The sequence below is a fragment of the Modestobacter sp. DSM 44400 genome (assembly GCF_900107175.1).
Taxonomy (GTDB): Bacteria; Actinomycetota; Actinomycetes; order Mycobacteriales; family Geodermatophilaceae; genus Modestobacter.
On sequence record NZ_FNOZ01000045.1, the window covers coordinates 11,547 to 33,277 of the forward strand.

The following is a 21,731-nucleotide window of genomic DNA, read 5'->3' on the forward strand; positions in this document are numbered from 1 at the left end:
CCTCGGTGGAGAGGACTAGCGCCATCATACCCAGGTACCTGGGGTTCACGATGCTGCCTGAGCAGCATCGTGACTCGTGTCGCACGGGCTGGTGCCCGTGAGTGAGTCCTTCGCGGGCGATGTAGCCCGCGGCCCTCGCACCTCGCTTCGTCGCGTCGTCGCAGCTCTTGAGGCTCCTCATCTGCGTCCCCTTAGGGGCTACCGCGGGCAGGACGTGTTCCAGGCTCCATGCCCGGTGCACGACGACGCGAGCCCGTCGCTGGCGGTGCGGTGGGTCTCTGGCGGTGGTCGCGGGCAGGTGCTGCTGCGCTGCCACGGTTGCAACGCCGACTTCGACGATCTGGCGGCCGCGCTGGGGCTAGCGCCCTCGGACTTCTTCGACGAGGCCCCCCAGCCCTCCCATGCTGACCGGGTAGGGGTGCGCGCCGGTCGTTCGCCGCAGCAGCGCCGCGCCGGCCAGCGCCGAGGCCGGCTGGGTCGCCTGCCTCAGCCGATCGCCAAACCGGTGCGCGATGAGCCCCTGACCGCGGAGCCGGAGCACATCTGGCTCGCGGTCGAGACGTACCCGTACACCGACGCCGAGGGCCACCTGGTGCAAGAGGTCGTTCGGGAGCGGTGCACCTCTTGCTCGACGCCGCACAAGGCCTTCCGGCAGGTTTTCGTGGTGGCCGACCGTCGGGTCAAGCGCAAGCCTGAGAACTTCGCCCCCGTGCTGTACCGGCTGCCGCAGGTGGTGGCCGGCGTCGCGTCCGGGACCCCGGTGTGGCTGCTGGAGGGGGAGAAGGACGTTGCCGCCGCCGAGGCGCTGGGTCTGCTGGCGACGACCAACGCCCAGGGCGGCCGGGGCTTCAGCGCCGAGCTCGCCGAGGCGCTGCGTGGCGCTGACGTGCGGGTGGTGCTCGACCGGGACGACACCGGCTGGGACCGCGGCGTCACAGCCCATCGGGAGCTGACCGCTGTCGGCGCCTCCGTGGAACTGCTGCTGCCGGTACCGACCGCGGCGAAGAGCGACTTCAGCGATCACCTCGAGGCCGGGCACACCCTTGAGCAGCTCGTGCCGGTGCACCTGGAGGAGGTTGCGGCGTGGGCCGCCGTCGCCCAGGTCCGGGCGAGGGCTGCGGGAGTCGAGCAGACGCTGGCTGAGACCCAGGCGCAGCTGGCGGTGGCCGGGGAGTCCGGCGAGGCAGAGGCGGAGGAGGCCGTGCGCTTCGCTCGCCGTTGGGCGCAGGAGGCCGAGATCCGGCACGAGGTGCTGGACAGTGCCTTGGACGCCGTCCGGTCCCACACCGCGCGCACCGGAACGGTGTGGGCCGAGGAGGCGCTGACCACCGCCGGTGACCTGCGGCGGCAGGCCACCACGGCGGCGCGGACGGCGCTGCAGCTGGTCGGGCAGCCCGTTCCGCCGGCGCTGCAGCTGACGCCACCGGTCGACGTCACCGCCGCAGTGCCCAACGCTGCTCCGGCGGCCCTGGCCGCAGCGCCGGCACCCCGGCCCGGGTCGGCCACCGAGCAGGCCGCGGAGCGGTTCACCCGCCGAGACGGCGGCCTGACGGTCGATGGGGCCGCGATCGCCCAGCCGCTGTTCCGGATCGTGAACCACCAGATCGTGCAGGTCGATCGGGAGAAGCGCCGCGGCAAGGACTCCGACGAGGAGGCCGGTGAGGACCTCAAGCTCGTCCTCGGCATCGACGTGCGCATCCTGGAGATGGAGTACCTCGAGGACGCCATCGCCATCGACGTCGACGTCCCCCAGCTGAGGGGACGGGAGTCCCGGCTGACGCAGACGGTGCTCAACCCCCCGGCGCCGGCGGAGCTCTCCGGCCTGGTGCTGTCCTTCACCCACCCGACCAGCGGTGAGGTGATGCAGCTGCGCATCAGCGCCGACCAGTGGCGCGACGCCAGCTGGATGGAGGCCCTGCCCGGGCAGCCGGACTACGACGGCAAGCCGGCGGGCCTGGCGACGGTGCGCCGTGCGATCAAGGCCGTCAGCCCCGACATCCGGATGACGACCCGTTACCGCTCGACCGGCTGGCGTGAGCTCCCTGACGTCGGGTGGTGCTTCGTGCACGCCGGCGGCGGGATCAGCGCCCAGGGCGCGCAGGAGATGCCGGTGCTGCTGACCGGCCCGCTGGCGCGCTATGACCTGCCCGATCCCAGCGTCGACGCCGCCGCTCTGCGCGCGGCCTTCGTGGAGCACTCGGCCGGCATGCTGACCCGCCTGCCGGCCCGGGTCACGGCTCCGATGCTGGGCCAGGTGTACCGGTCCGCGCTGGGCCCCAACCCGTGGGTGCTGGCGCTGATCGGCTCGCCGGGCTCTTACAAGACCTCGATCGCGTCGCTGGGCATGCACCACTGGGGTGAGCTGTGGGACCGGCGGAAGCCGGCGAGCTCGATGTCGGGCAACGGGGACACCCTCAACGCCCTGCGCATCAAGCTCAACGCCGCCAAGGACGCCCTGTACTGGGCGGACGACGTCGCCCCGACCAAGGACTGGCTGGCCGCGCAGAAGCTGCTGGAGGAGTTCGCGCGCCTGGTGCACAACGGGGAGCAGCGCTCCCGGTCGACCCGGGACGGTCTGGGGGTGCTCGACGGGACCCCGCCGCGCTCCAGCGCCATGGTGACCAGCGAGGTCATGCCCCGGCCGGGTTCTGGTGCCCAGCGGATGCTGGTGGTGCCGCTGCAGGCTGAGGAGATTTCCCTCGAGGCGCTGATCGCACTCGATGGCGAAGCGTCGCGGCATGGCCGGGCTCTGCTGATGTCGTCGATGCTGCGGTGGCTGGCCGCGGACCTGACCGGCTACAAGGCCCGCTACGCGCAGGAGGCCCAGCGGTACGCCGAGCAGCTGCGCGCTGACGGTGAGCAGGTTCGCCAGGCCGAGGCCGTCGGGTCGATGTGGTCGGGCTGGTGCGCGATGAGCGACTTCCTCGTCGACGTCGAGGCGATCACCGCCGCGGAGCAGGAGCAGCTGCTGGCCCGGGTCGATGAGGCGCTGGGGCAGGCGGTCGCGGCCACCGCTGACCCGGACATGCCCTCGCGCACCGGCGCGCGGGTGCGGGAGCTGCTGTGCCACGCGCTGCGCTCGGGCCTGGCCTACGTGGAGGACGTCCGGACCGGTGAGCCACCGCCGTGGCCGCTGGCCGGCCGGCTCGGGTGGCGACGGGTCGCGGTGGGCGTCGATGAGTTCGGTGGCCCTCGGTACAAGCTCGAGGCGCGGGGGACCCGGTTCGGGTACGTGCTGCACGACCCGGATGGACGGGATGGCGGCGCTCAGCTGCTGGTGGACTCCACGGCGCTGGAGCAGGTCCTGAAGGCGACCGCCGGGACGATGGCCGATGCGGTGCAGCTGGACCGCGGGACGGCGATCCGGGCGCTCTACGACGAGGGTGTGCTGATCGCTGAGGAGCGGGCCGGGACCACCCCGCGGTTCACGGTGCAGCGCACCCTGCACTGCGAGGACCGCCGGCAGCGGGTTACCGCTCTGCGCCTGTGGGAGTTGCTGGGTGAGGAAGGCGACGTCGACGGCACGCTGACGTTCCCCGAGGGGCCGGATGATCTCGGTCCCGATGACGGGGATGACCAGGTGACCGTCGAGGACGACGACAGCACTGCAGCGACTGGAGTGGAGGCCGCGGCCGCGGCGCTGTTCGGCCCCCCGTCATTTGACAGTTCGCAGCAGGGAGGTCTAGCGTCGCCGGCACCAACCGAGGGCCTGACCAGCCCCGCGGACGAGCAGGAGCATGACGCGATGGCCCAGCAGTACAGCGACGCCGAGGGGACCTTGGCTGTCGCGGAGATCCTCGACGAGCCGCGGCCCTGCCAGGCGTGCGGCCGGTCCTGCGCCGCTCGCTTCGCCGGCGTCGTGCTGCACATCCCCTGCTGGATGCGCAGCACTGCCGCCAGCCGGGTCACGCAGCCGGCCACTGCGCCTACGGCCGTTGTCGCCGAGCAGGCGCCAGTCACCTCGTCGACGTCGACGCCGACCCCGGCACCCGTCCCCGCCGCAGCGCCAACCCGGCCCGCACCGCCGACCGCGCCGGTCGCCGCAGCGCGGGCGCCGGCCACCCCCGCCACGCTGCGACCAGCGGCGTCCCGCCCGCAGCGTGGTGCGCCGGTGGCTGCAGCTGCGACGTTCGCCGCCCCGGCAGCCGTCGCCCACACCGACGGCGTGTGGCTGCCCGACGGCACCCGCCGCGACCTCCCCGCCGAGCTGACCCACATCGGGCACCTGGCCGAGCTCGTGCACGACCTGCAGCTGGGCACGCAGGTCACCAACTGGCGCAGCGAGCCCGGGCAGCTGTGGATCACCGGGGAGCTGCTGGCAGCCCTCGACATCGACGTCGACGCGATCCCCGAAGAGCCCACCGAGCGGGTGGAGGCCATCTACGAGCTGACCCGCGGCACCCCGCTGGTGGAGCTGGCGCGAGCCGAGGGCTGGGAGCTCGGCGGCAGCGGCGATGGTCTGCGCGGCTGGACGCGGGTCTGGCGAGGTGAGCGTCGCGGCGTGTGGATCGCGCTCATCCCGGCCATGAACGCCGACCCGCTGGAGACCCCCGTGCTGGCCGACGGCCCCTCGCCGGCCACCTTGGCCCGACGGCTGTCGCTGTTCACCGAACAGCTGAAGGCCCCGTGGGCGATGGGCGCCTCCGCGACCGGCATCGACCTAATGATCAACCTGCGCTGGAAGGACCGGGAGCGGCTCTTCGCCCCCCGCGACCCGGTGCCCCCGGCCCAGGTGTCCACCCTCGAGCAGGACATCAACTGGTCCCGGGTGCCCACCGAGACCGAGCGGTCGGCCCGCTTCGTCCACGCCTACGACCGCGGTGGCTCCTACGCCGCCGGCGTCGCCGGCCTCGAGCTCGGCGTGGGGGAAGCCGAGCACCACCCGCAGGGCCGCGACTTCGACCCGAAGCTGCCCGGCTACTGGAAGATCGAGGTGCCCGAGAGAGCCGGGGACTGGCGGTTCCCGCACCCCCTCATCCCGCGCGGCTCGGCCCCGGCCCAGCCGATCTGGTTGACCACCCCGGGCCTGCAGCTGGCCTGGGAGCTCGGCTACGAGCCCGCCGTGCTGGCCGCCTACACGTGGCCGGAGCACTCCCGGGTGCTCGACCCCTGGTACGAGCGGATCCGCGACGCCCGCACCGCGCTGGACACCGACGACGTCGACGCCCAGCGCGCCCGCGACCTGCTCAAGGTCGTCTACACGCGCACCATCGGGATGCTGGGCAGCGAGACGTTCATGGCCGGGCGCCCGGGCTATGACCCGGCTCGCCGGCACCACATCGTGGCCAAGGCGCGGGCGAACATCCTGCGTCGGATCGTGCAGATTGGCCGGGACAGCGACCGGTGGCCGGTCGCGGTCACCGCCGACACCGTCCTGTACCTCTCCGACGACCCGGACCCGGTCAGCGCCTGGCCGGGCAAGCCGGCCCAGCTGGGCCGCGGGCTGGGGCAGTTCAAGCCCGAGGCCAGCGGTCTGCTGGTCGACCAGCTGCCGCACCTGACCGGCAAGGGTTACAAGGGCAAGGAGCTGCTGGGCGAGCCTGGTGCGGCCGAGCCGGGCACTGCGCAGGCCTCCGGTGAGCGCTGATGGACAAGCCCGGCTTCACCCCCCAGCTACGGGGGACGCTGTTCAGCGCGCTGACCGGCCGCGGCGGGGACGTCAGCGGGCGGCCCGACGCTGACGTGCGCGGCATGCTGCTGGCCATCGGCGGGCCGGCCAACACCAAGTCCGGCATCAACCTGACCGCGGTCGCCGCCGAGCTCGGCGTCTCCCGGCGCACCGCCGAGCGGTGGGTGACCAACGCCAGCCAGAGGATCCGGCTGCGCGGGGCGAACCTGTCGAAGGTGGTGGCGAAGTCGCGGCAGGCTGCCACGACCAAGGCCGGCCGGCGCAAGGCGATGGCTGCGGTGCGGCAGGGCCCGCGCAGTCGCTACGGGGCGAAGCTGAGCGTTACCGGACAGCAGGGGCCGCTGCGCAGCGGGACGGCCTACCGCCGCCGCCGCAAGATCACCTTGGACCTGGCACCTGAGGCGACCGAGGCGATGCTGGCCGCCTATGAAGACGGCGGGGACAAGGGCTACATGGCCTGGCTGGAGACCTACGCCAGCGAGAACTACCTCGACGACTGGGGCTTCGACTCCATCAGCGACATCGCGGTCGACGACCCACGCAGCGGGTTGTGAGCGGCCCGGCCGTCGGCGAGCACGGTGACCCGCTCGGCGCAGACACGGTCTGGACCCGCGACCAGCTGACGGTCGCGCTCCTCATGCTGTTCGGGCTCGCCCGCCGCGGCGGGCCCGACACCGCGGCCGCGGCCGCGGAGCTGGGGGTCAGCCGGCGCACCGTGCAGCGGTGGCTGCGGCCTCGAGCTGACGACCGCGCCCCGATCTCGTCAGCCCACGCGGCCCAGGTGCGGGCCCTGGCCGGCCTCGACGAGCAGGTGCGCCGCGACGAGCAGCGCACCGCCGACTACGCCCAGGACGCCCTGGCGCGCATCGCGCTGCCCAAGGGCCGCGGCGTGCTCCCGGCCTGGCGGGAGCAGCAGTGGCTGGACCAGCACCTGGTGACCATCACCGAACTCGACCACGGCGTCCGGCAGGCGGCCCTGACCCGGGTCACCAGCCGGAGCCGGGAGCGTGGCCAGCCCAACAGCGGCACGGTGGTCGGGTTCTGCGTGGTGGCGACCCGCTTCCACGCCCAGCTGCTCGTCCACGAGCTGCTGACCCAGATGGGCCCCTGGCGGATCCGGGGCCGGGCCGTGGCGCCCAAGCAGGGCAGCACCCGCACCTGGCTGCCCGGCGCACCCGACGTCGACCTCAACGAGCTCGCCGTCGCTCATGGGCTGCGGTGATCACCCTGGTCACACCGTCGTCCTCGCGCTCACCTTCTTCCGTTGTGATCACGGAAGAGGTGCACATCAGCTACAACCCGGCGACCAGCTGCAGCACGGTCGATGACCGCTGGACGTCCCCCGGCGGCGTGCAGCGCGGCCGGCTCGGGATCCACCGTGAGCCCTACGGCTGGGCCGGAGTGGAGTGCACGGCCATGCTCTACGCGGCCGCCGGTCGGCTGGTGCATCTCGACGTCGTCGCGGCTGCCGGCGCCCAGGCCGACGTCGTCAACCAGGTCGACGACGTCGACCAGGCTGGGCGGGGAGCCTCCGATGGGGCGTAGTCGCAGCGCGAACCCCGACGGGTACGTCGTCGCCGCCGACCGCGGTTCCTCCAGCACCGCGACGAAACAGGCTCAGTCCATCGGCGCTGCGGCTGCTGGGGTACGAGCCGAGACACGTGATGGGGCGCGGGAGCTGGACGCAGCCGTGGAGGCGATGCCGGGGCTGACCCGACAGCAGCGAGACCGGGAACGCGCCATGCCCCGGGCGACCACTGGTGAGGTCCCACACCCTGTCATGGAGCGCGGGCTGCCTGAACCGGACGCGATCCGGGTGCCGTTGAGCTCCCGCCAGCGCAAGGCCCGGTCGGTGAGCAAGCGGGCCGCGCAGGACCGCCTGCCGGCCACCCAGTTCACCGCGACGGAGGCGTTGATCAGTCGGCCGGAGCGGTGGTCTGAGCTCAACGACGCCCTCTCCGACGCCGCCGGCGACATCCAGGCTCTCGACGAGGGCCAGCGGCGGAGCATCCAGCGGATCGACCGGGCCGTGCAGGCGTTCGAGCGGGCCAACGACCGCGGGCACGTCATCTACAGCAACGTCCGTATGCCCCAGGTGATCAACCGATCGAACCTCGAAGGCTTCGTGCGCAACAACTTCCCGACCGGCACGATCGTCAATTTCGACAGGTTCACCGCCGGCGCGCACACCATGCACGAGATCGAGACCGACGCAGCTCCCGAGGACCGCTCGGTCGTGTTCGAGATGCAGACCCGCCGCGGCGCGTACCTCGGCCAATCCGACAGCGTCGACAACACCTACCACCTGCTGCCCCGCGGAATGCGACTGCGCGTCGCTGGCTCTCATCAGGCTCGCTACCGCCGCCCCGACGGCACCCTCGGCAGCCGGCACGTCGTCCAACTCGTCGACCTCGACGACCCGTCCAGCACCTGAAGGAGCACGCGCCATGCCCTACACCGATCGCCACGGTCGCCCCGAGCTCCTGATGCACCCCGACATCGCCCGCGGGGTGGCCTCCTACCGACGCGAGGCGCCTCTCGAGGAACCGGCAGAGGGCACCTCCGCCAAGCCGGCCAGCAAGGGTGACCCAGCGGAGCGGCGACCTGAGCGAGCTGCGGGGTAGCCAGAACAGGAGCGGCCTTACGCCGCTGCACGCGCGACACCGCGGACACCCAGGTGAGCGGTCGCGGCTCGAACACGCTTGGTCTCGCTCGACTAGCGCTCTGAGCTGCAAGTTCGAGTCAGACTCGATGTCACAACACGGGCGCAACGAGACCTTTCCTCAGTACCACTACGTGAGGAGAGATCAGATGCGCCGGACCGGCGTGCTTGTCGTCACCGCCGCCCTCGGGCTGACCGTCGCCGCCTGCGGCGCCGACGGCGACCCACCCGCTGCCGACGGCTCGTCGGCCGATCTGGCGAGCTCGCTGGCCCCGCTGTTGGAGGCCGTGCCGGCCGGGCTCGTCGTCCCCGAGACCTTCGATACCACCGCGGGATTCGCCCTGCGGACCGGTGCGGGAGCCGTGAAGCGCGGCGAGGACGGCCGCGACACCTACGAGGTGACGCCGTTCGGTGTGGCCTCCTACGCCATTGACGACGCGGGCGTGCCGATCATCGAGTCGGTGAGCATGACCGGGACGGGCCAGTGGCGGCTCGAGGTCAGCGACCCCCTCCAGCCCGACACCGAGATCAAGCCCTCGCTGGTGTCGGTCGTCGGGGAGGAGACGACCTGGCTGGGGTTGGTCGAGCACGGCACCGAGACCGGCACCTCCAAGCCGGTGACGCGCGTGAGCACCTACGACGCGAGGACCGGGGCGGTCGGCGGTCGGGCGACCGTGGACGGCGTCGACCGGATGGAGACCCACCTGGGCTCCAACATCGTGCTCTACGTCGACAGCGACCAGGGGTGGGGCACGGTGGTCATCGACCCGGCCACCGGGACGGCGACCCGGCACGACCCAGTCACCGTGCGGGAGGGGGAGTACGAGTGGACCGAGACGGTGTTCGACGTCTACCGCGGCAAGGAGCTCGCGCTGCGGCAGTGCACCGACGAGTCCTTCTTCAGCTCCTGCCCCTCCGGCCTGCTCTACGGCGGGCAGTGGGTGCCTGGCGGCGAGAGCTACCTGGGTCTGGTCGTCACCCCCGGTGGCGCCACCGTGGGCCACGTCGACGTGGCCACGGGTAAGGACCTGGGCGGCTGCAGCGGTGAGCCGATCGACGTCGCGCCGTGGTCACCGTCTGGCCGGTACGCCGTGATCGCCGGCAACGTCGTCGACTTCACCGACCACACCGCGGTGTGCCTGGGCTTCTACCCGATCGTGACCGCCATCGACGACCAGGGCGTCGGCTACGGGTCGGCGGAGAACGGCGACCGCGTGCGGATCGACACGGCCAACGGCGGTCAGATCACCACGATGCCGGCGGACACGGTGCTGCCGAGGGCCATCGGAGCCGGCGGCTACGGGATCTTCCGGACCGACACCTCTGTCGTGGTGCTGCCTCCGCGGTGACCTGCCCCGTGGGCCGGGCGGAATCAGAACGGCGGGCTGTCCTCGGGGGCCTGCTCGATGTTCGGTAGGCCGGCGTCCACCGGCCTACCGCGAACCCGAAGCCGGGGGCGATCTCCCGGTAGTACTCCACGCAGCCGAACCAGCCGCCGCCCCGCTCCTCATCACGCATCCAGCCGTGCAGCAGGGCCGGGGCGTGCCACTCACCGCTCCACCGGACGCGGATCGGCTGGGGTGGGTCGATGACCCGCTCGGCATCCTCCAGCGCGGTGCGGAGGTCGTCCCAGCTGGTCACGATCAGGTGATCGGGGACCGGGAGCTGCCGTGGCGGCCGGCCAGGATCGCGGGACGACACAGCCCCCACTATCGGCCCTGGGCCGGCGACGCCGTGCCCGCACCACACCAGCGGCCCGGTGCGGGCCGGCCGTGTCAGGGTGACCGCATGGTCAGCTGCGGGCGCGGTCGACGGTGATCGCGCTGGCTGCGCTGGTCATCGGGGCGCTCGGGCTGGTCGTGGGCGGGCTGCTCCGCCGCCGCGTCGGTGACCTGGTGCCCACCGGTGCCCCGTCGGGGGCCGCTTCGGGGCGAGTGCGACGTCCCGTGCCGGCGGGGGTGCTCGAGGTGGTCACCGGCGCCCTGTTCGCCCTGACCCTCCTGTGCGCCAGCGTCTCACCCGTCCTGCCCGCCTACCTGTGGTTCATCGCCGCTGCGGTGGCGCTCACCGTCGTCGACGTCCAGCACCAGCTGCTGCCGCGGCGTATCGTCTGGCCGGCTCTGGCCGGTGGCGAGGTGCTGCTGTTGCTCGCCGCGGCGACCACCTCCGCGTGGGAGGCGTTGCTGCGTGCTGCGCTGGCCAGCGTGGCGCTGCTGGTCCTGCACCTGCTGATGGCGCTGATCTCCCCCTCGGGCATGAGGATGGGCGACGTCCGGCTGGCCGGCGTCACCGGGCTGTAGCTGGGCTGGGTGAGCTGGCAGGCCGTGGTGGTGGGCGCCTTCGTGCTGCAGGCGGTGCTGGCCGTGCCGCTGCTGCTCACCCGCCGCGCGGACCGGCATGCCCGGCTGCCCTTCGGGCCGGCGATGGTGGCCGCGGCCGCACTGACTGTGGGGATCAGCTCGCTGCTGGCTCGGTGACCGCTGCGCCGGCCGGCTGCTGCTGCGCCCGGCTGGTGCCGTAGCGCTGCTGCGCCCACTGGCGGGTGCGCGAGATCCCCTCGACGGTGGCGATCGTGTCGGCGACCTCGGCCCAACTGAGCTCCGATGCACGGGCCTGGTCGACCGCGCTCTGGCGGTCCTCGGGGGCCGCCGCGGCGAGAGCTGCTCGAGCTCGGCGGACGGCGCGGGCGGGGTGGTTGGCCAGCCAGGTGTCGATCGCTGTGGCGTCGAAGACGACTTGCCGGTCCACCCGGCCCTGCTGGGGCCGCGGCATGCCCGCGGTTACCCGAACCCGCTGGTTCATGCCCCGGCCGGCGGTGGCCGCGGCCGCACGCAGGGTGGAGAGGGCCGGCCGCGGGACACCGAGCTCGGCGACGATGCGGTCGGCGACCTGGTCGTAGGTGTAGTGCCCGGCCACTCCGTCGCCCCCAACCCATTTGACAGTCCGCAGCGTGAGTGGGGATCATCGCAGACGCGTCGCTGACCCAGGCGGCGCCGGCCTGACCAGCCAGCGATGAGGGAGCACCCGATGAACGCCTTGATGCACCGACCCGCCGCGAACTACGCTGACCGCACTACGAGCATGCAGGTTGTTCCGGAGGCACTTCACCGCGGTGGGGTCGCCTCCGGTTCACGTTTTGGGCCTTCTGCCTCCTGCGCCGGCCGCGAGGACCTGGACTGGGTCCCGGACTCCGAGGACCTCCTCGTGCCCCGCCTGCAGCGCCGGCTCTGCCTGTCCTGCCCGACCCGGCAGTCCTGCCTGACCCGGGCCTTGGAGACCAGGTCGGTCGGCTACTGGGCCGGCACCACCACCGCCGACCGTGCTGGCCTGGCCGGGGTCGACGGGCCGCTGCTACCGCTCCTCGACGCCCGCCAGGACCAGCTGGCCCGGGCCGCCGCGGCCGCCGCGGCCGCCGACCGGGCCAAGGCACTGCACCCCGTCGGGGAGGGGAACCTGTGGTGGTACCGCCGACGAGGCTGCCGCTGCGCTGAGTGCCGTGCCGCGAACGCCGCGCACCGGGCCGCGGAGCGTGCCCGGGCAGGCTCCCGGACAAAGGTGGCGGCATGACCAGCCAGACGCCCCTCGCCGCGACCCCCGACCGGCTGGAGGGCGCGCTGGGGTCGCCGTGGGCCCGGGTGAAGGACCCCACGCCCATCCCCGACCCGATCGACGGCGACCAGATCCGGGTGCTGCCGGCCGAGCAGCTGCAGCGGCTCCTGCGGGACAACCTGCTGCCCCGCGAGTCCGACGTCGACGGCCGGGCCCGCTGGGTGTCGCTGTGGGCGGTGCTGGCCGATGACCCCGAGCTCACCGAGCTGGCCTTCGACGTCCTCGAGGACCTGATGGACGTCACCGAGGACGCTCTCGATGACGGCGTCCTGGACCAGATGGCTGGCAAGCGCGCCCGGAAGTTCCTGCGTAGCTGCGAGGAGGCCTGGTCCCGGCTGCAGGTCGACGAGGAGCGGCCGCTGGGATGGGTCGGCCGGCGCGCGACGGCGTTGGACCCGCTAAGCCGGCGGGTGCTCGAGCAGCTGGTGCTGGCGATCGCCGGGCACCGCCACCAGCTGACCGGTCACGGCGACGCCCAGCGCGTCGACGAGCGGCTGTGGGCGGTGCTGGCCGACGTCGACCTCGACCCGGCCGGCTTCCGGCGGGGACCGCTGCCGCCCTACCCGGTCGACTCCGGGGATCGCTCCCGGCCCGTGCAGCGCCGCGGCAGGATGACGCTGCCGCTAGTCGACGCCGAGCGCCCGCTCGGGTGGGCCGGCGCCGCGGCCGCGGGGTTCAAGCCCTCGGCCCGACCGGTGCTCGAGCAGCTCGTGTTGGGCATCGCAGTGCACCGGCAGGCGACCGCGAACGCCGGCGCCGTACGCCCCGACGTCGACGAGACGCTGTGGTCGACGCTGGCCCACGTCGGGCTGGATCCACTCACACCTGGACTCGCCGGTGAAGCCATCCAGATGCCCACCGGCCCGGTAAAGCAAGGCGACGAAGGACGCTAAGGAGCGAGCCGAAGCCGAGAAAGGCAGGGCGCCCGTCAACGATTTTACCTACACGGCCATGGAGCGGTGCGGCTCCCGCTTACCGAAGTGAGTCGGCACGTAGCTGCCAGCAGTGCGGCTTGCAAAAGTCAATAGGTCCTAGGGTTCTATCAACAAGGGTCGCGTCTCGACCACGGGCTGACCTGCGTAGGTTTTGAGATGATTCATCCATCGGTTCAACTCATTTAGTTTGTTAACGTTCCATAAGTCATGGTCGGCGAATCGATCCTTCATCAAGTCGCCTAGCTGCGAATCTACATCACTAGCTGATTCCAGTATTTCTTGCGCGAGTAGGGTGTGTACCCACTTGAGCGCAGCACCTCGGCCTGTAAATAGCCCTGATGCAATTGCTGGCCGATCGGGATTCATTACTTCAAGTCGATGACGGGCATCCCGCCACAGCGGCGTGCCTTGAGCGTGGGACATCTTGTTGAGCGCGTCGTTCAAAGGGGACAGAGGCTTCCACTCGACTCCCGCTTTTCCTAGCCAATCCCGAAATTTGCTTCCGGGATTGGCCAGAATCCCGGCCGCCTGATATGGGTTTCGTCGCCACACTCTCAGTTGTACTGCCATTTCCAGCACAGTCCGCAAGGCGGCCATAGAGCGATCATCATCCTCTAGCCATAGCCAGTACGCGGTGCGTACGGCCGACGCGGCAAGAGCGGCGGCGGCAGCGGGCTCTGGCTTCTTAAGCCAACCGCTGAGTAGGCCCGTGCTTTCTGCCACCATGATGTAGTTGTAGTTGAATCCAAAAGAGGTGTCCTCGAACGGTAATGCACTTGGATTGCCCGACGGCTCGCCATCCTCGACAGCGAAAACATCACCAGCAGTCCGAATGGCTCGAACCCGCCGAGTGACGAAAGCTAGCTCCGTAGCAGAGGGGCCAAGAGGTTGAGCTGCGGAGAGCGTGTGCAACCTGAGAAGGTGGTCATACTTTCTTACCGCCTGCTCCATGCTCGGCTCTGCGCGACCTCGAATAGCCAGCCCCCGAACCACTGGTTCGGTGTAGTTCCACGGGATTGGCGGCATAAGACCCACGTCGAACGGTGCAATGTTGCCACTCTTCGCCTTCCCTTTTTCAATAGAAAGGCGATCGATTAGGCCACGAAGGCATATCGTACTGAGCCTTAGAGCACTCAAGATCAGATCCGCAGCACATTCCACAACACGCGCAATGTCTGGTGATGGCGTTTTGAGCAGGTCATGACTTTCCCAGGCAACGGCTTCTCTGTGCTCTCGACCATGAATTAGCTCAGACAGGTCGGCATACACGTCGCCAGCCATCGGGGCGCTACCAACAGACGCATTGGTGGCTTCGCTCGGCGTTAGGGGAAAGGGGAATGTCCAGCCACCCGCTATTTGCAGAGTTGGGTACGCGTTTGGGATCTCACGGGGCAACGGTGGGACATTGGAATTATAGTCGCCAGACTTTGCCCATACGCGACTCATGAACTTTTCGAATGATTCGTCGTCAGTCTGAGTCCAACCGTTCACATCAGCCATGCGTTGAGTCCAACGTTCAAGCTGGTTCCGAGCGATCAGGGCCGCGCCAGCGTACTGCCCCACCATGGTTAAGCGAAGCGCTGAAACGATGCTGTTGAGTCCCCATGCATAATGACTTGGCCAATTTCGACCATAGCTGTTAGCAGCGATCCCCAAAGTGCTGTAACCGAGCTTCAACAAGGCAGCATCTAGGGGAGGTACGTCCGTCAAACACAAGTATGCAGCCATCAAAATTTTTTTGGGTGGACGTTCGGAGGACTCAAACCGCACTTCATGCCGGTGATCTAGCAACGCTTGGAACCAAGGCATTCCGCGACTTGCGATATGCATGAATTCTTCAACTGAAGCGCCCCTGCTTCTTACACGAGACAATGCCGCGTTGTACTCCTTATTTTTCCGGAGTTCGGGATCGCTTTTGACTGCGGCGCGGCGCTCTGCTTTCCGTCGACTGTCCTTGCCCATAGGGCCATGATGCCTCAACCCGCGGTCGTTTCACTGCGACAAGGAGGGCTTTCGGTCTTCCCGCTTAGATGAACTCGCGCAGCCGGGGCAGTACCGCGGATAGTTTCTCGAAGAGCTCGGGCCAGCCGCGGCGTAGCCAGGTGGCGCGGCCTTGCTCGAGCTGGCTGCCGTCGATCATGTGGGAGACCCGCTGGGCGTGCTCGGGGGCGCCGAGAGCGCGCAGCTTGGCGTACACGGGGTTGACGGGCAACTGGTGGCGGGCGAGGTAGGCCCAGACGTCGTTGGTCTTCCAGTCCCAAATTGGGCCGAAGGCGACGGTGCTGTCGGTGCGGCGGACCACCCCGCCGTGGCGGGCGCGTCGTGCCGTCTCGGAACGGGAGGCGGCCTGACAGCGGCAGGTGCAGTGCTGGGCGAGCTCGGTGCGCAGGGCGTTGGCGTAGAGGGCGGCGCGGCCGCGGGACTCCTGGGCGCGCACACCCCAGAGCTCGCCAGGCCCGTGGTCGCGGTGGGCGCGGCTGGCCGGTTCGGTGATGAGGATCTGGTGAAGGTCGGTGCGCTGGGCTGGCTGGGGTGCGCGGTGGTCCCAGGCTCCGCTGGCGGCCAGCACTTCCAGGGTGGTCTGGCGGGCGGGGTACCAGTGCAGGTCCAGGTGCAGCTGGTCGGTGATCTGCTCGAGGTAGCGGTAGGTCTCGGGGAACTCGAAGCCGGAGTCGAAGAAGGCGACCGGGACGTTGGGCTCGATGGCGAGGATCTGGTGGAGGACGGCGAGGGAGTCCTTGCCGCCGGAGAAGGCGACGTAGCCGTCGTGGGCTTCCAGGTGGGCGGTGATGCGGTCGGCGAGGCCGGCTTCGGCCGCGCGGGGGCGTTGTAGGGCCCGCAGGGCGTGCAGGTCGAGGCCGGGGCCGGGCTGGGTCACCGAACGGTCAGCCGTCGAGCAGTGCGGGCAGGTGAAGCAGCTGCTGGCGGGCGGGGTGCATGTAGGGCGGGCGGAGGCCGGCGGTGCCGCGGCCGCCGTCGGGCACTGTGGGATGGCCGGCCAGGCAACCGGCCGGGGTGGGGCGGCCCAGCGTGCCGTCGGGGTGCAGGTGGGCGGCCTCCCAGGAGTCGAGGGTGGGGTCAGGGGTGACCGTCCAGGCCAGCACGTGGCCTTCGCCCTGGGAGCGCTTCTTGCCGATCGCGGTGACGGTCTGCAGTAGGGCGGCGATCGCGTCGACGTCGCCGACCGCGCGCCAGCTGACGGCGCGGCAGGTGGTGACCAGCAGGGGCATGCGGCGGGCCCGGTAGCGGCCTTGGCGGTCGGAGACGGAGGCCGGCAGCGTGGCGGCCAGCTGCTCCATAGCTCGGTGGTCGGTGCGCCCGGTCCAGGTGCGCACCTCGGGCAGGGGGAGGGCTTGGTCCTCGGGGTGGGCGCAGGTGGCTGCCCAGTGCCAGGTGTCGACGTCGGTGGTGCAGCGGGCCAGGGGGAGGTCGAGGTCGGCGGGGTCTGGGGTGTCGATGAGCCGGTCGGTGAGCTGGCCGGCGGCGTGGGTGGCGGCCTTGTGGTCGGCCCACAGCGCGGAGGCCAGGAGGCCGTCGAGGGCGATGCCCCAGGGGGCTGCTTGGGCGATGCCGCCGGCGAGGTCGGCGCGGACGGTGAGGGGGACGTGGCCGGTCATGCAAGGGCCTGCAGGGCGGTGATCGCAGCGGCGGGGTCGGCGAGCAGGTGGGCCCGCCAGTCGACGGCCTCGGCGGGTTCGCCGACGAGCTGGGTGCAGGTGAGCTCGGTGGCGACCTGGCCGTGGCCGATGGCGGCGCGGCCGCCGATCCGGCCGTCGCGGGTGAAGACCTCGAGTACCTCGGTGAAGAAGGCGACCTCCAGCGGGGTGGCCCGGTCCAGCCGCAGCCAGGTGCTCATCGTGGTGCCGGCCGGCAGGGTCTCGATGCGGTAGCGCATGAGCTGGTCGGTGTCGGAGGCCTCGGGGAGCTCGTCGAGCTGGGGGATGCCGTCGATGACCGGGATGCGGTCGACGGCGGTGAGCTCGGCGAAGGCGTGGTTGCTGGTGTCGTCCTGGCGGACGTAGGTCTCGATCTGTGTGGCGTCGAAGGCCGGCAGGGCGGCCTGGGGGGCGGGGTCGAGGATGTGGCTGGTCTCGGCGAGGTGGGGGACGACCTTGCCGACCTGCAGGCAGCCGTCGATGATCCGGCCGCCGGCGGCGCAGCCGAAGACCCCGACCTGGGGGATGAGCTCGCGCAGGGTCTGCAGGCGACGGCCCGACAGCGGTTCCCCGGTGGTCTTGGCCAGGGAGCCGCCGCCGCGCAGGGCGTGGGCGGCGGCGAGGGGCAGCTGCTGCTCGTAGTGCAAGACGTCGCGCAGCAGCTCTTCCCCGATGCGCCGCAGCCGGCCGCGTCGGCCGTTGCCGGACACGATCGGGACGTGGATGGGCACGCCGAGGGGAGTCAGGACCAGCTCGCGGCGCAGGAGGGTAATGGTGCCGCGGGTCTCGCCGCCGTGGGCGATCGAGGAGGTGGCGCGCAGGGTGGCGGTCCACTTCAGAGTGCTGGGCACGGTCAGCTGGCTCCTGGGGTCGAGCGGGTGTCGCGGACGGCGTCGGCGACGATGCGGGTGCGCAGCAGCAGGGCCTCGGTCTCCAGCCGCAGCGCCATGAGCACCGGGGTGGAGTCGGCGCGCAGCAGCTGCTCGAGCTCGGTGCGCTCGGCGGCGTTGCGGGGGGCCGAGCCGAGTTCGGAGGCCACGTCGCGCCACCAGCGGCGCAGGGTGCCGGCTCGGTAGGTGGCGGTGATGACCCGGTCGGGCAGCAGCTGCTCCCAGTAGGTGCGTCGGTAGCGGCTGACCCAGCCGTTCTGCCAGTCGATGCCGTAGTGGATGAGCAGCAGCAGACGTTCGGCGACGCCGGCGGGCCCGGTGAGAGGCGTCATGCGCTCGCCCAAGACGGCCAGCCAGCGGTCGGTGGGGCTGTCCTCCAGACCGCCGGCCGCCGACGCACCCGCCCAGCCGGTGGCATCGGTGGTGGGAGATGTGGTGGCACCGATGGTGGCAGTGTCGGTGGCGGCGGCGGTGGTGGTGCTGCTGGTGGTGGCCGTGGTGGCCGTGGTGGTCACCGTCACCGGATCACCCAGAAGCCGGGCAGGGCCATGAACTGCGGCGCGCTGTACAGGCAGGTCAGGCACCCGACCTCCCCCGGGCTGCTGGCATGCCACCCGCTGCTGCGGCCGCCGCACAGCGTGGCGCGGGGCAGCTCCTCAGGCCGGTGCCCGGGCATGGCAGGTGAGTGCAGCACCAGGTGGGTCAGTTCGTCCGCGGGGCTGGTGACGGTCTGGAACGGTGAGCTCATCGACGGGCCTTTCGCAGGTTCGACAGGGGAGATCGAGGACGAGGTGCCGCCGGCGGGACGCCGGTGTCGGCGACGGTGGCGTAGAGCGCGAGGTCCAGCCACGGGCGTCGGGATTGCCATGGGTCCAGCGCTGCCCAGTCGGCGAGGAGGGCCGGGTAGTTCTCCGCCGGCAGCCGGGACAGCATGCTCCAGGGCGGCGCGGGGGCGGTGAGCATCCGCGACCCGAAGCCCAGCCGGCGGACGCGGCGGAGGGCGGCCAGTCGCTCGACGTCGGCGGGGGCCCAGGACAGGTGGGCGTCTTCGATCGTGACGCGCCCCCAGGCCGCAGTGGGCGCCAGGTGCTTGCGGCCGGGGTGCAGCGGCACGATCAGCGCCCGGTCCGCGCTCAGGGGGACCTCGAGGTGCTCACCGACCTCGGTAGGGGTCAGGGCCTGCAGCTGGCCGGCTCGGGTCACCAGGTGGGCGGTGGCACGCAGCGGGGGGTGCCGGTAGGCCCAAGCGCACGGCGGGCAGACGCCGGTCCGGCCGGGGTCGGCCCATCCGTCGTAGCCGGTGAAGGACCGTGAGACCACCTCGGTAGCCGCGATCAGCGGCCCGCCGGCCCCGCAGCGGGCGCAGAGGCCCTCCCGGGTGGGTGGCTCGACGTCGGGGGCGCCGGCGGCGTGCCAGGCCATCGTCAGGACGTCCATCGGCTGTGGGTCTCCTCGGGGGCGCGTGTCCGCTCCTGCCCCGAGGAGGCGGCCGGCGGGTCTCAGTCGTCTCAGGAAGGTGAGCGCTGGGCGTGCGGTGTGACCGCCGGTCGGCTCGAGGTGCGCTTGCATCGCCGCTTGGTCTTCAGGTGCGAGAGCCACCCGCCGATAGATCCAGCTCACGCCTCAGCTGAGGGCTGCACTGGCCACTGCCACCCGACCGTTGGACTGACCGTCCGACTCTGGTGCCCGCCCAGCCCGGGGCTGTGCGCCGCAGGCTGTCCGTGGCGGGTCACCGCATCGGCACGCGCCGGGTCCTACCCTCCAGCGGTGGATCTCCAGCCGGTGCGTGACGCGTACTCGACCATGTCTGCGCAGTACATCGGCCTGTTCGACGGCGGCTGGCAAGATCACGAGGACGACACTGCTCTCGTGCGGCGGCACCTGACCGGACTTTCCGGACCGGTGCTTGACCTTGGTTGCGGGCCCGGTCACTGGACCGCCTATCTGCACTCCTTGGGCGCACAGGTCACGGGCGTCGACATGGTCCCCGAGTTCATCGCGCACGCTCAGGCAACTCATCCCGGCCCGGAGTTCCAGCTCGGCTCGATGACCGAACTGGATGTTCCCGAGCACTCCGTGGCAGGGATCCTCTCCTGGTACTCGACCATCCACCTGCCGCCGCCGGAACTCGACCGCGTGCTCACCGTGTTCCGCCAGCTCCTCCACTCCTCCGGCGTGCTCGTCGTCGGCTTCTTCGACAGCGACGACGACGTGGCCGGGTTCGACCACAAGGTCGTCACCGCCTACCGCTGGCCCGTCGACACCTTCTCCCTTGACAACTTCCGGGGTTCCGATCTTGAGGCGATCCGAAATTTCAGAGGTGGCTGTCACGCTGCTTGAGCACCACCACCTCGCCGTGGGCGCAGTCGGCTGACGGCTTTCGGCAACGTCATCTAGGAGACCTTGCCCGTACGGCATCCAGCTCCGGCAGCCTCTGGCCGGCGACATCATCGGTAGCAAGATCACCATCGCGGCCATCGGCACCGCGTTCGAGGCCAGCTACGGCTGACATCTGGTCAACGGCGACACCGCGGTGGACACGAGCTTCTTCCAGTCCGGTTCCATGGGCACGCTGGAATCATTCGTTCACGAGGCCGGCGTCTCCACCGACTACATGGCCACGCCCAGACCCCCAGGCTGCGCCGGCCAGCGCAGGTGGGCGGACTGCTGTCACGGGCCACCACGTACGAACGGCCACGAGCAGCACGATCGCGGCCGGCAGCGCCGCACCCGCGATGTGCTGGGCGGTGGTCGAGGGGAACATCGCCAACAGGCCGTAGCCCAGCCAGTCAGTGGTGACCAGCACGCCCACGGCCACCAGGGGCACAGCCGGCCGCTGCGAACACCAGCCACCCCACCCACCGCGGTGCCATCTCGACAGCGCCGCTCGAGGCGGTCCGCCGCCTGGAGCGGGGTCGGCGAGGCTTCGACGTGGTCACTGGATCTCCAAGCGCTGTCCTGGGTCGGGCCGCGGCGAAGCCGGGCTCGGGCCGGCTGGTGCTGCCCGGCCGGCCCAGCAGACCTCAGCGGCACCCCCCACAGGGCTCTGACACACCGTCTCAGCGCCGGGCGGCGGCCGGCCGGCTCGCCGGCTGTTCCACCGCGGCCTTCCCCTGGCGGCCTCCACTGCCACAGCTAGAGAACGCGGCGATAACGATGCGATCACGGGCCTGCTTCGCTCATTTCATAGGACCGCTGCACCCCATGCCGGGTGTACCGGTCCCACATTTCCGGTGGACAAGCCGGTATGCGCCAAACAATCGCCCTAGAATGGGATTCGCGGGTACCAACCCAGGGGCGCGCACCGAGGGACCTGACCAGTCCCGCGAAATGAGGAGTGAGAATGTCGGAATCGGCAGTGAGTGTCGCTCAAGACCTGCTCGGGCGGAGTTATTATCTGCCCGACCGGGGAGTCATCGGCGAGGCGGTGGCGGTGGCGACCACCGGGCTGACGACGGTGACCGTGGCCGGCCAACAAGAGGAGGACGTGGCCGGGGCCGTGGTGCTGCCCCGGCTCGGTGAGTCGGTGTGGATCGCCGAGGGGCGTGAGACGCCGCTGCACGGGCGGTGGATCGGTCTGCGGACGCCGCTGGTGGCCGGGGAGCCGGTGACTGCCCGGGTGCTGTGTGCCGGGGCCATGGTGGAGCACACCGCCCAGGCGCGGGTCTTCGACGCCAGGGTGACGCGGATGGTCGCGGGTGAGGACGGCCCGGCTTCGCCGCGCAGCGGCCTGCACGCGGTCGCCCAACTAGCGGCGATGCTGGACCAGCAAGAGGTCCAGCACGCGCGGTGGAAGGCCGAGTTCGCCGAGGCCGCCGGGCGCCGAGCCACGGACATGGACCTGTGCGGGCAGTTCGACGACTTCATGCGCGAGTGGAACCTGCCGGGCCGCACGCGGTCCTACACGGTGCTCGTCGACACCAGCCAGCTCGTGCGCCTCACCGTGGAGGCCGAGAGCGAGTTGGACGCCGAGGAGCTGGTGACGGACGCGATGGTCCGGGAGGCGCGCAGCGCCGATGCGAACCGCGCCGATGCGAACCGCGCCGATGCGCTGACGTGGAGCGTGTCCCGGATCGACCTGGAGGACTGACCGCACATGGACGTGGTGATCCACACCAGTGACCCGGACGCGGTGGACCGGACAACATTCGGGCGCCGCTGGAGGCCGAGGACTACTTCGTCCTCACCGTGACCGTGAACCCGAGGCAATGACCTCGGGCACGTGATACCCAGGAATGGCGCGGGCCGGATACCTTCCCCGATTCAGCCCGCGCCATTCCCGCACTTCTTTTCGGCTTGCCGAAAAGCCCTTCGGCCCGGGCGCGCAGCGCCCGGGTACAGCGCCGCAGG

At 70.9% G+C, this 21,731-nt stretch carries 22 protein-coding genes; 13 read left to right on the top strand and 9 right to left on the bottom strand.

The features are described 5' to 3' along the window. Positions 1 to 235: 235 nt before the first annotated feature. The 9 genes from BLW04_RS20195 to BLW04_RS26985 all read left to right on the top strand — a co-directional run bounded on the left by BLW04_RS20195 (position 236) and on the right by BLW04_RS26985 (position 10,768). Positions 236 to 5,587: a hypothetical protein gene (locus BLW04_RS20195; protein WP_217631144.1), complete on the top strand. Its 5,352-nt coding sequence runs from the start codon at positions 236 to 238 to the stop codon at positions 5,585 to 5,587. After that, positions 5,587 to 6,183: a hypothetical protein gene (locus BLW04_RS20200; RefSeq protein ID WP_091546517.1), complete on the top strand. Its 597-nt coding sequence runs from the start codon at positions 5,587 to 5,589 to the stop codon at positions 6,181 to 6,183. The genes BLW04_RS20195 and BLW04_RS20200 overlap by 1 nt, the downstream gene beginning before the upstream one ends. Next, complete coding sequence (locus BLW04_RS20205; protein ID WP_091546521.1) at positions 6,180 to 6,851, top strand: hypothetical protein; 672 nt, start codon at positions 6,180 to 6,182, stop codon at positions 6,849 to 6,851. The genes BLW04_RS20200 and BLW04_RS20205 overlap by 4 nt, the downstream gene beginning before the upstream one ends. A 44-nt stretch (positions 6,852 to 6,895) precedes the next feature. Beyond that, positions 6,896 to 7,174 carry a hypothetical protein gene (locus BLW04_RS20210; protein ID WP_091546525.1) on the top strand — a complete coding sequence of 93 codons (279 nt, stop codon included), beginning with the start codon at positions 6,896 to 6,898 and terminating at the stop codon, positions 7,172 to 7,174. Positions 7,175 to 7,409: 235 nt separating this feature from the next. Beyond that, a complete protein-coding gene (locus BLW04_RS20215; RefSeq protein ID WP_217631145.1) occupies positions 7,410 to 8,063 on the top strand; it encodes a hypothetical protein in 654 nt (217 codons plus the stop codon). Between the two features lie 13 nt (positions 8,064 to 8,076). After that, a complete protein-coding gene (locus tag BLW04_RS26980; protein ID WP_175484162.1) occupies positions 8,077 to 8,253 on the top strand; it encodes a hypothetical protein in 177 nt (58 codons plus the stop codon). 187 nt (positions 8,254 to 8,440) lie between these two features. Then, positions 8,441 to 9,640, top strand: coding sequence for a hypothetical protein (locus BLW04_RS20220; RefSeq protein WP_091546532.1), 1,200 nt, complete (start codon positions 8,441 to 8,443; stop codon positions 9,638 to 9,640). Between the two features lie 465 nt (positions 9,641 to 10,105). After that, entirely contained in the window at positions 10,106 to 10,591 is a 486-nt protein-coding gene (locus BLW04_RS20225; RefSeq protein WP_091546535.1) for a prepilin peptidase, read from the top strand. Positions 10,592 to 10,600: 9 nt separating this feature from the next. After that, complete coding sequence (locus tag BLW04_RS26985) at positions 10,601 to 10,768, top strand: hypothetical protein (RefSeq protein WP_175484163.1); 168 nt, start codon at positions 10,601 to 10,603, stop codon at positions 10,766 to 10,768. On the opposite strand, the gene BLW04_RS20230 is transcribed toward BLW04_RS26985, so the two are convergent. Continuing rightward, positions 10,746 to 11,207 (bottom strand): hypothetical protein, encoded by a 462-nt coding sequence (locus tag BLW04_RS20230; protein ID WP_091546540.1) that lies wholly within the window; start codon positions 11,205 to 11,207, stop codon positions 10,746 to 10,748. The genes BLW04_RS26985 and BLW04_RS20230 overlap by 23 nt on opposite strands. A 288-nt stretch (positions 11,208 to 11,495) precedes the next feature. On the opposite strand from BLW04_RS20230, the gene BLW04_RS20235 reads away from it, so the two are divergent. Both BLW04_RS20235 and BLW04_RS20240 read left to right on the top strand, forming a co-directional pair. Next, the gene (locus BLW04_RS20235; RefSeq protein WP_175484164.1) at positions 11,496 to 11,858 is read left to right on the top strand and encodes a WhiB family transcriptional regulator; all 363 of its coding nucleotides are present in this window, start codon (positions 11,496 to 11,498) and stop codon (positions 11,856 to 11,858) included. Continuing rightward, positions 11,855 to 12,793 carry a hypothetical protein gene (locus BLW04_RS20240; protein ID WP_091546546.1) on the top strand — a complete coding sequence of 313 codons (939 nt, stop codon included), beginning with the start codon at positions 11,855 to 11,857 and terminating at the stop codon, positions 12,791 to 12,793. Before BLW04_RS20235 ends, BLW04_RS20240 begins: the two co-directional genes overlap by 4 nt. 138 nt (positions 12,794 to 12,931) lie before the next feature. Here BLW04_RS20240 and BLW04_RS26140 read toward each other — a convergent pair whose 3' ends face one another. The 7 genes from BLW04_RS26140 to BLW04_RS20270 form a co-directional block, all read right to left on the bottom strand. After that, positions 12,932 to 14,797: a hypothetical protein gene (locus BLW04_RS26140; protein WP_139306937.1), complete on the bottom strand. Its 1,866-nt coding sequence runs from the start codon at positions 14,795 to 14,797 to the stop codon at positions 12,932 to 12,934. Positions 14,798 to 14,861: 64 nt separating this feature from the next. Further along, positions 14,862 to 15,713 carry a phosphoadenosine phosphosulfate reductase domain-containing protein gene (locus BLW04_RS20245; protein ID WP_091546549.1) on the bottom strand — a complete coding sequence of 284 codons (852 nt, stop codon included), beginning with the start codon at positions 15,711 to 15,713 and terminating at the stop codon, positions 14,862 to 14,864. A gap of 7 nt (positions 15,714 to 15,720) precedes the next feature. After that, complete coding sequence (locus tag BLW04_RS20250) at positions 15,721 to 16,452, bottom strand: hypothetical protein (protein ID WP_091546552.1); 732 nt, start codon at positions 16,450 to 16,452, stop codon at positions 15,721 to 15,723. Then, a complete protein-coding gene (locus BLW04_RS20255; protein ID WP_091546556.1) occupies positions 16,449 to 17,342 on the bottom strand; it encodes a hypothetical protein in 894 nt (297 codons plus the stop codon). Before BLW04_RS20255 ends, BLW04_RS20250 begins: the two co-directional genes overlap by 4 nt. 2 nt (positions 17,343 to 17,344) lie before the next feature. Then, on the bottom strand, positions 17,345 to 17,902 hold the full coding sequence (locus BLW04_RS20260) for a hypothetical protein (RefSeq protein WP_217631146.1): 558 nt from the start codon (positions 17,900 to 17,902) through the stop codon (positions 17,345 to 17,347). Further along, complete coding sequence (locus BLW04_RS20265) at positions 17,899 to 18,129, bottom strand: hypothetical protein (RefSeq protein WP_091546562.1); 231 nt, start codon at positions 18,127 to 18,129, stop codon at positions 17,899 to 17,901. Before BLW04_RS20265 ends, BLW04_RS20260 begins: the two co-directional genes overlap by 4 nt. Continuing rightward, on the bottom strand, positions 18,126 to 18,818 hold the full coding sequence (locus BLW04_RS20270; protein WP_091546566.1) for a hypothetical protein: 693 nt from the start codon (positions 18,816 to 18,818) through the stop codon (positions 18,126 to 18,128). Before BLW04_RS20270 ends, BLW04_RS20265 begins: the two co-directional genes overlap by 4 nt. Positions 18,819 to 19,148: 330 nt before the next feature. On the opposite strand from BLW04_RS20270, the gene BLW04_RS20275 reads away from it, so the two are divergent. Next, positions 19,149 to 19,721, top strand: coding sequence for a class I SAM-dependent methyltransferase (locus tag BLW04_RS20275; RefSeq protein WP_217631147.1), 573 nt, complete (start codon positions 19,149 to 19,151; stop codon positions 19,719 to 19,721). A 238-nt stretch (positions 19,722 to 19,959) separates the two neighbouring features. On the opposite strand, the gene BLW04_RS20280 is transcribed toward BLW04_RS20275, so the two are convergent. Then, positions 19,960 to 20,208, bottom strand: a complete 249-nt coding sequence (locus BLW04_RS20280) for a hypothetical protein (protein WP_091546568.1) — start codon at positions 20,206 to 20,208, stop codon at positions 19,960 to 19,962. Positions 20,209 to 20,724: 516 nt separating this feature from the next. On the opposite strand from BLW04_RS20280, the gene BLW04_RS20285 reads away from it, so the two are divergent. Next, a complete protein-coding gene (locus BLW04_RS20285) occupies positions 20,725 to 21,471 on the top strand; it encodes a hypothetical protein (RefSeq protein WP_139306938.1) in 747 nt (248 codons plus the stop codon). Positions 21,472 to 21,731: the final 260 nt, after the last annotated feature.

What these genes read in the sequence shown, in the direction of transcription:
- BLW04_RS20200 (WP_091546517.1), top strand. Translation starts at nt 5,587, where the DNA reads ATGGACAAGCCCGGCTTCACCCCCCAGCTACGGGGGACGCTGTTCAGC.
- BLW04_RS20215 (WP_217631145.1), top strand. Translation starts at nt 7,410, where the DNA reads ATGGAGCGCGGGCTGCCTGAACCGGACGCGATCCGGGTGCCGTTGAGC.
- BLW04_RS26980 (WP_175484162.1), top strand. Translation starts at nt 8,077, where the DNA reads ATGCCCTACACCGATCGCCACGGTCGCCCCGAGCTCCTGATGCACCCC.
- BLW04_RS20220 (WP_091546532.1), top strand. Translation starts at nt 8,441, where the DNA reads ATGCGCCGGACCGGCGTGCTTGTCGTCACCGCCGCCCTCGGGCTGACC.
- BLW04_RS20240 (WP_091546546.1), top strand. Translation starts at nt 11,855, where the DNA reads ATGACCAGCCAGACGCCCCTCGCCGCGACCCCCGACCGGCTGGAGGGC.
- BLW04_RS26140 (WP_139306937.1), bottom strand. Translation starts at nt 14,797, where the DNA reads ATGGGCAAGGACAGTCGACGGAAAGCAGAGCGCCGCGCCGCAGTCAAA.
- BLW04_RS20250 (WP_091546552.1), bottom strand. Translation starts at nt 16,452, where the DNA reads ATGACCGGCCACGTCCCCCTCACCGTCCGCGCCGACCTCGCCGGCGGC.
- BLW04_RS20265 (WP_091546562.1), bottom strand. Translation starts at nt 18,129, where the DNA reads ATGAGCTCACCGTTCCAGACCGTCACCAGCCCCGCGGACGAACTGACC.
- BLW04_RS20270 (WP_091546566.1), bottom strand. Translation starts at nt 18,818, where the DNA reads ATGGACGTCCTGACGATGGCCTGGCACGCCGCCGGCGCCCCCGACGTC.
- BLW04_RS20285 (WP_139306938.1), top strand. Translation starts at nt 20,725, where the DNA reads ATGTCGGAATCGGCAGTGAGTGTCGCTCAAGACCTGCTCGGGCGGAGT.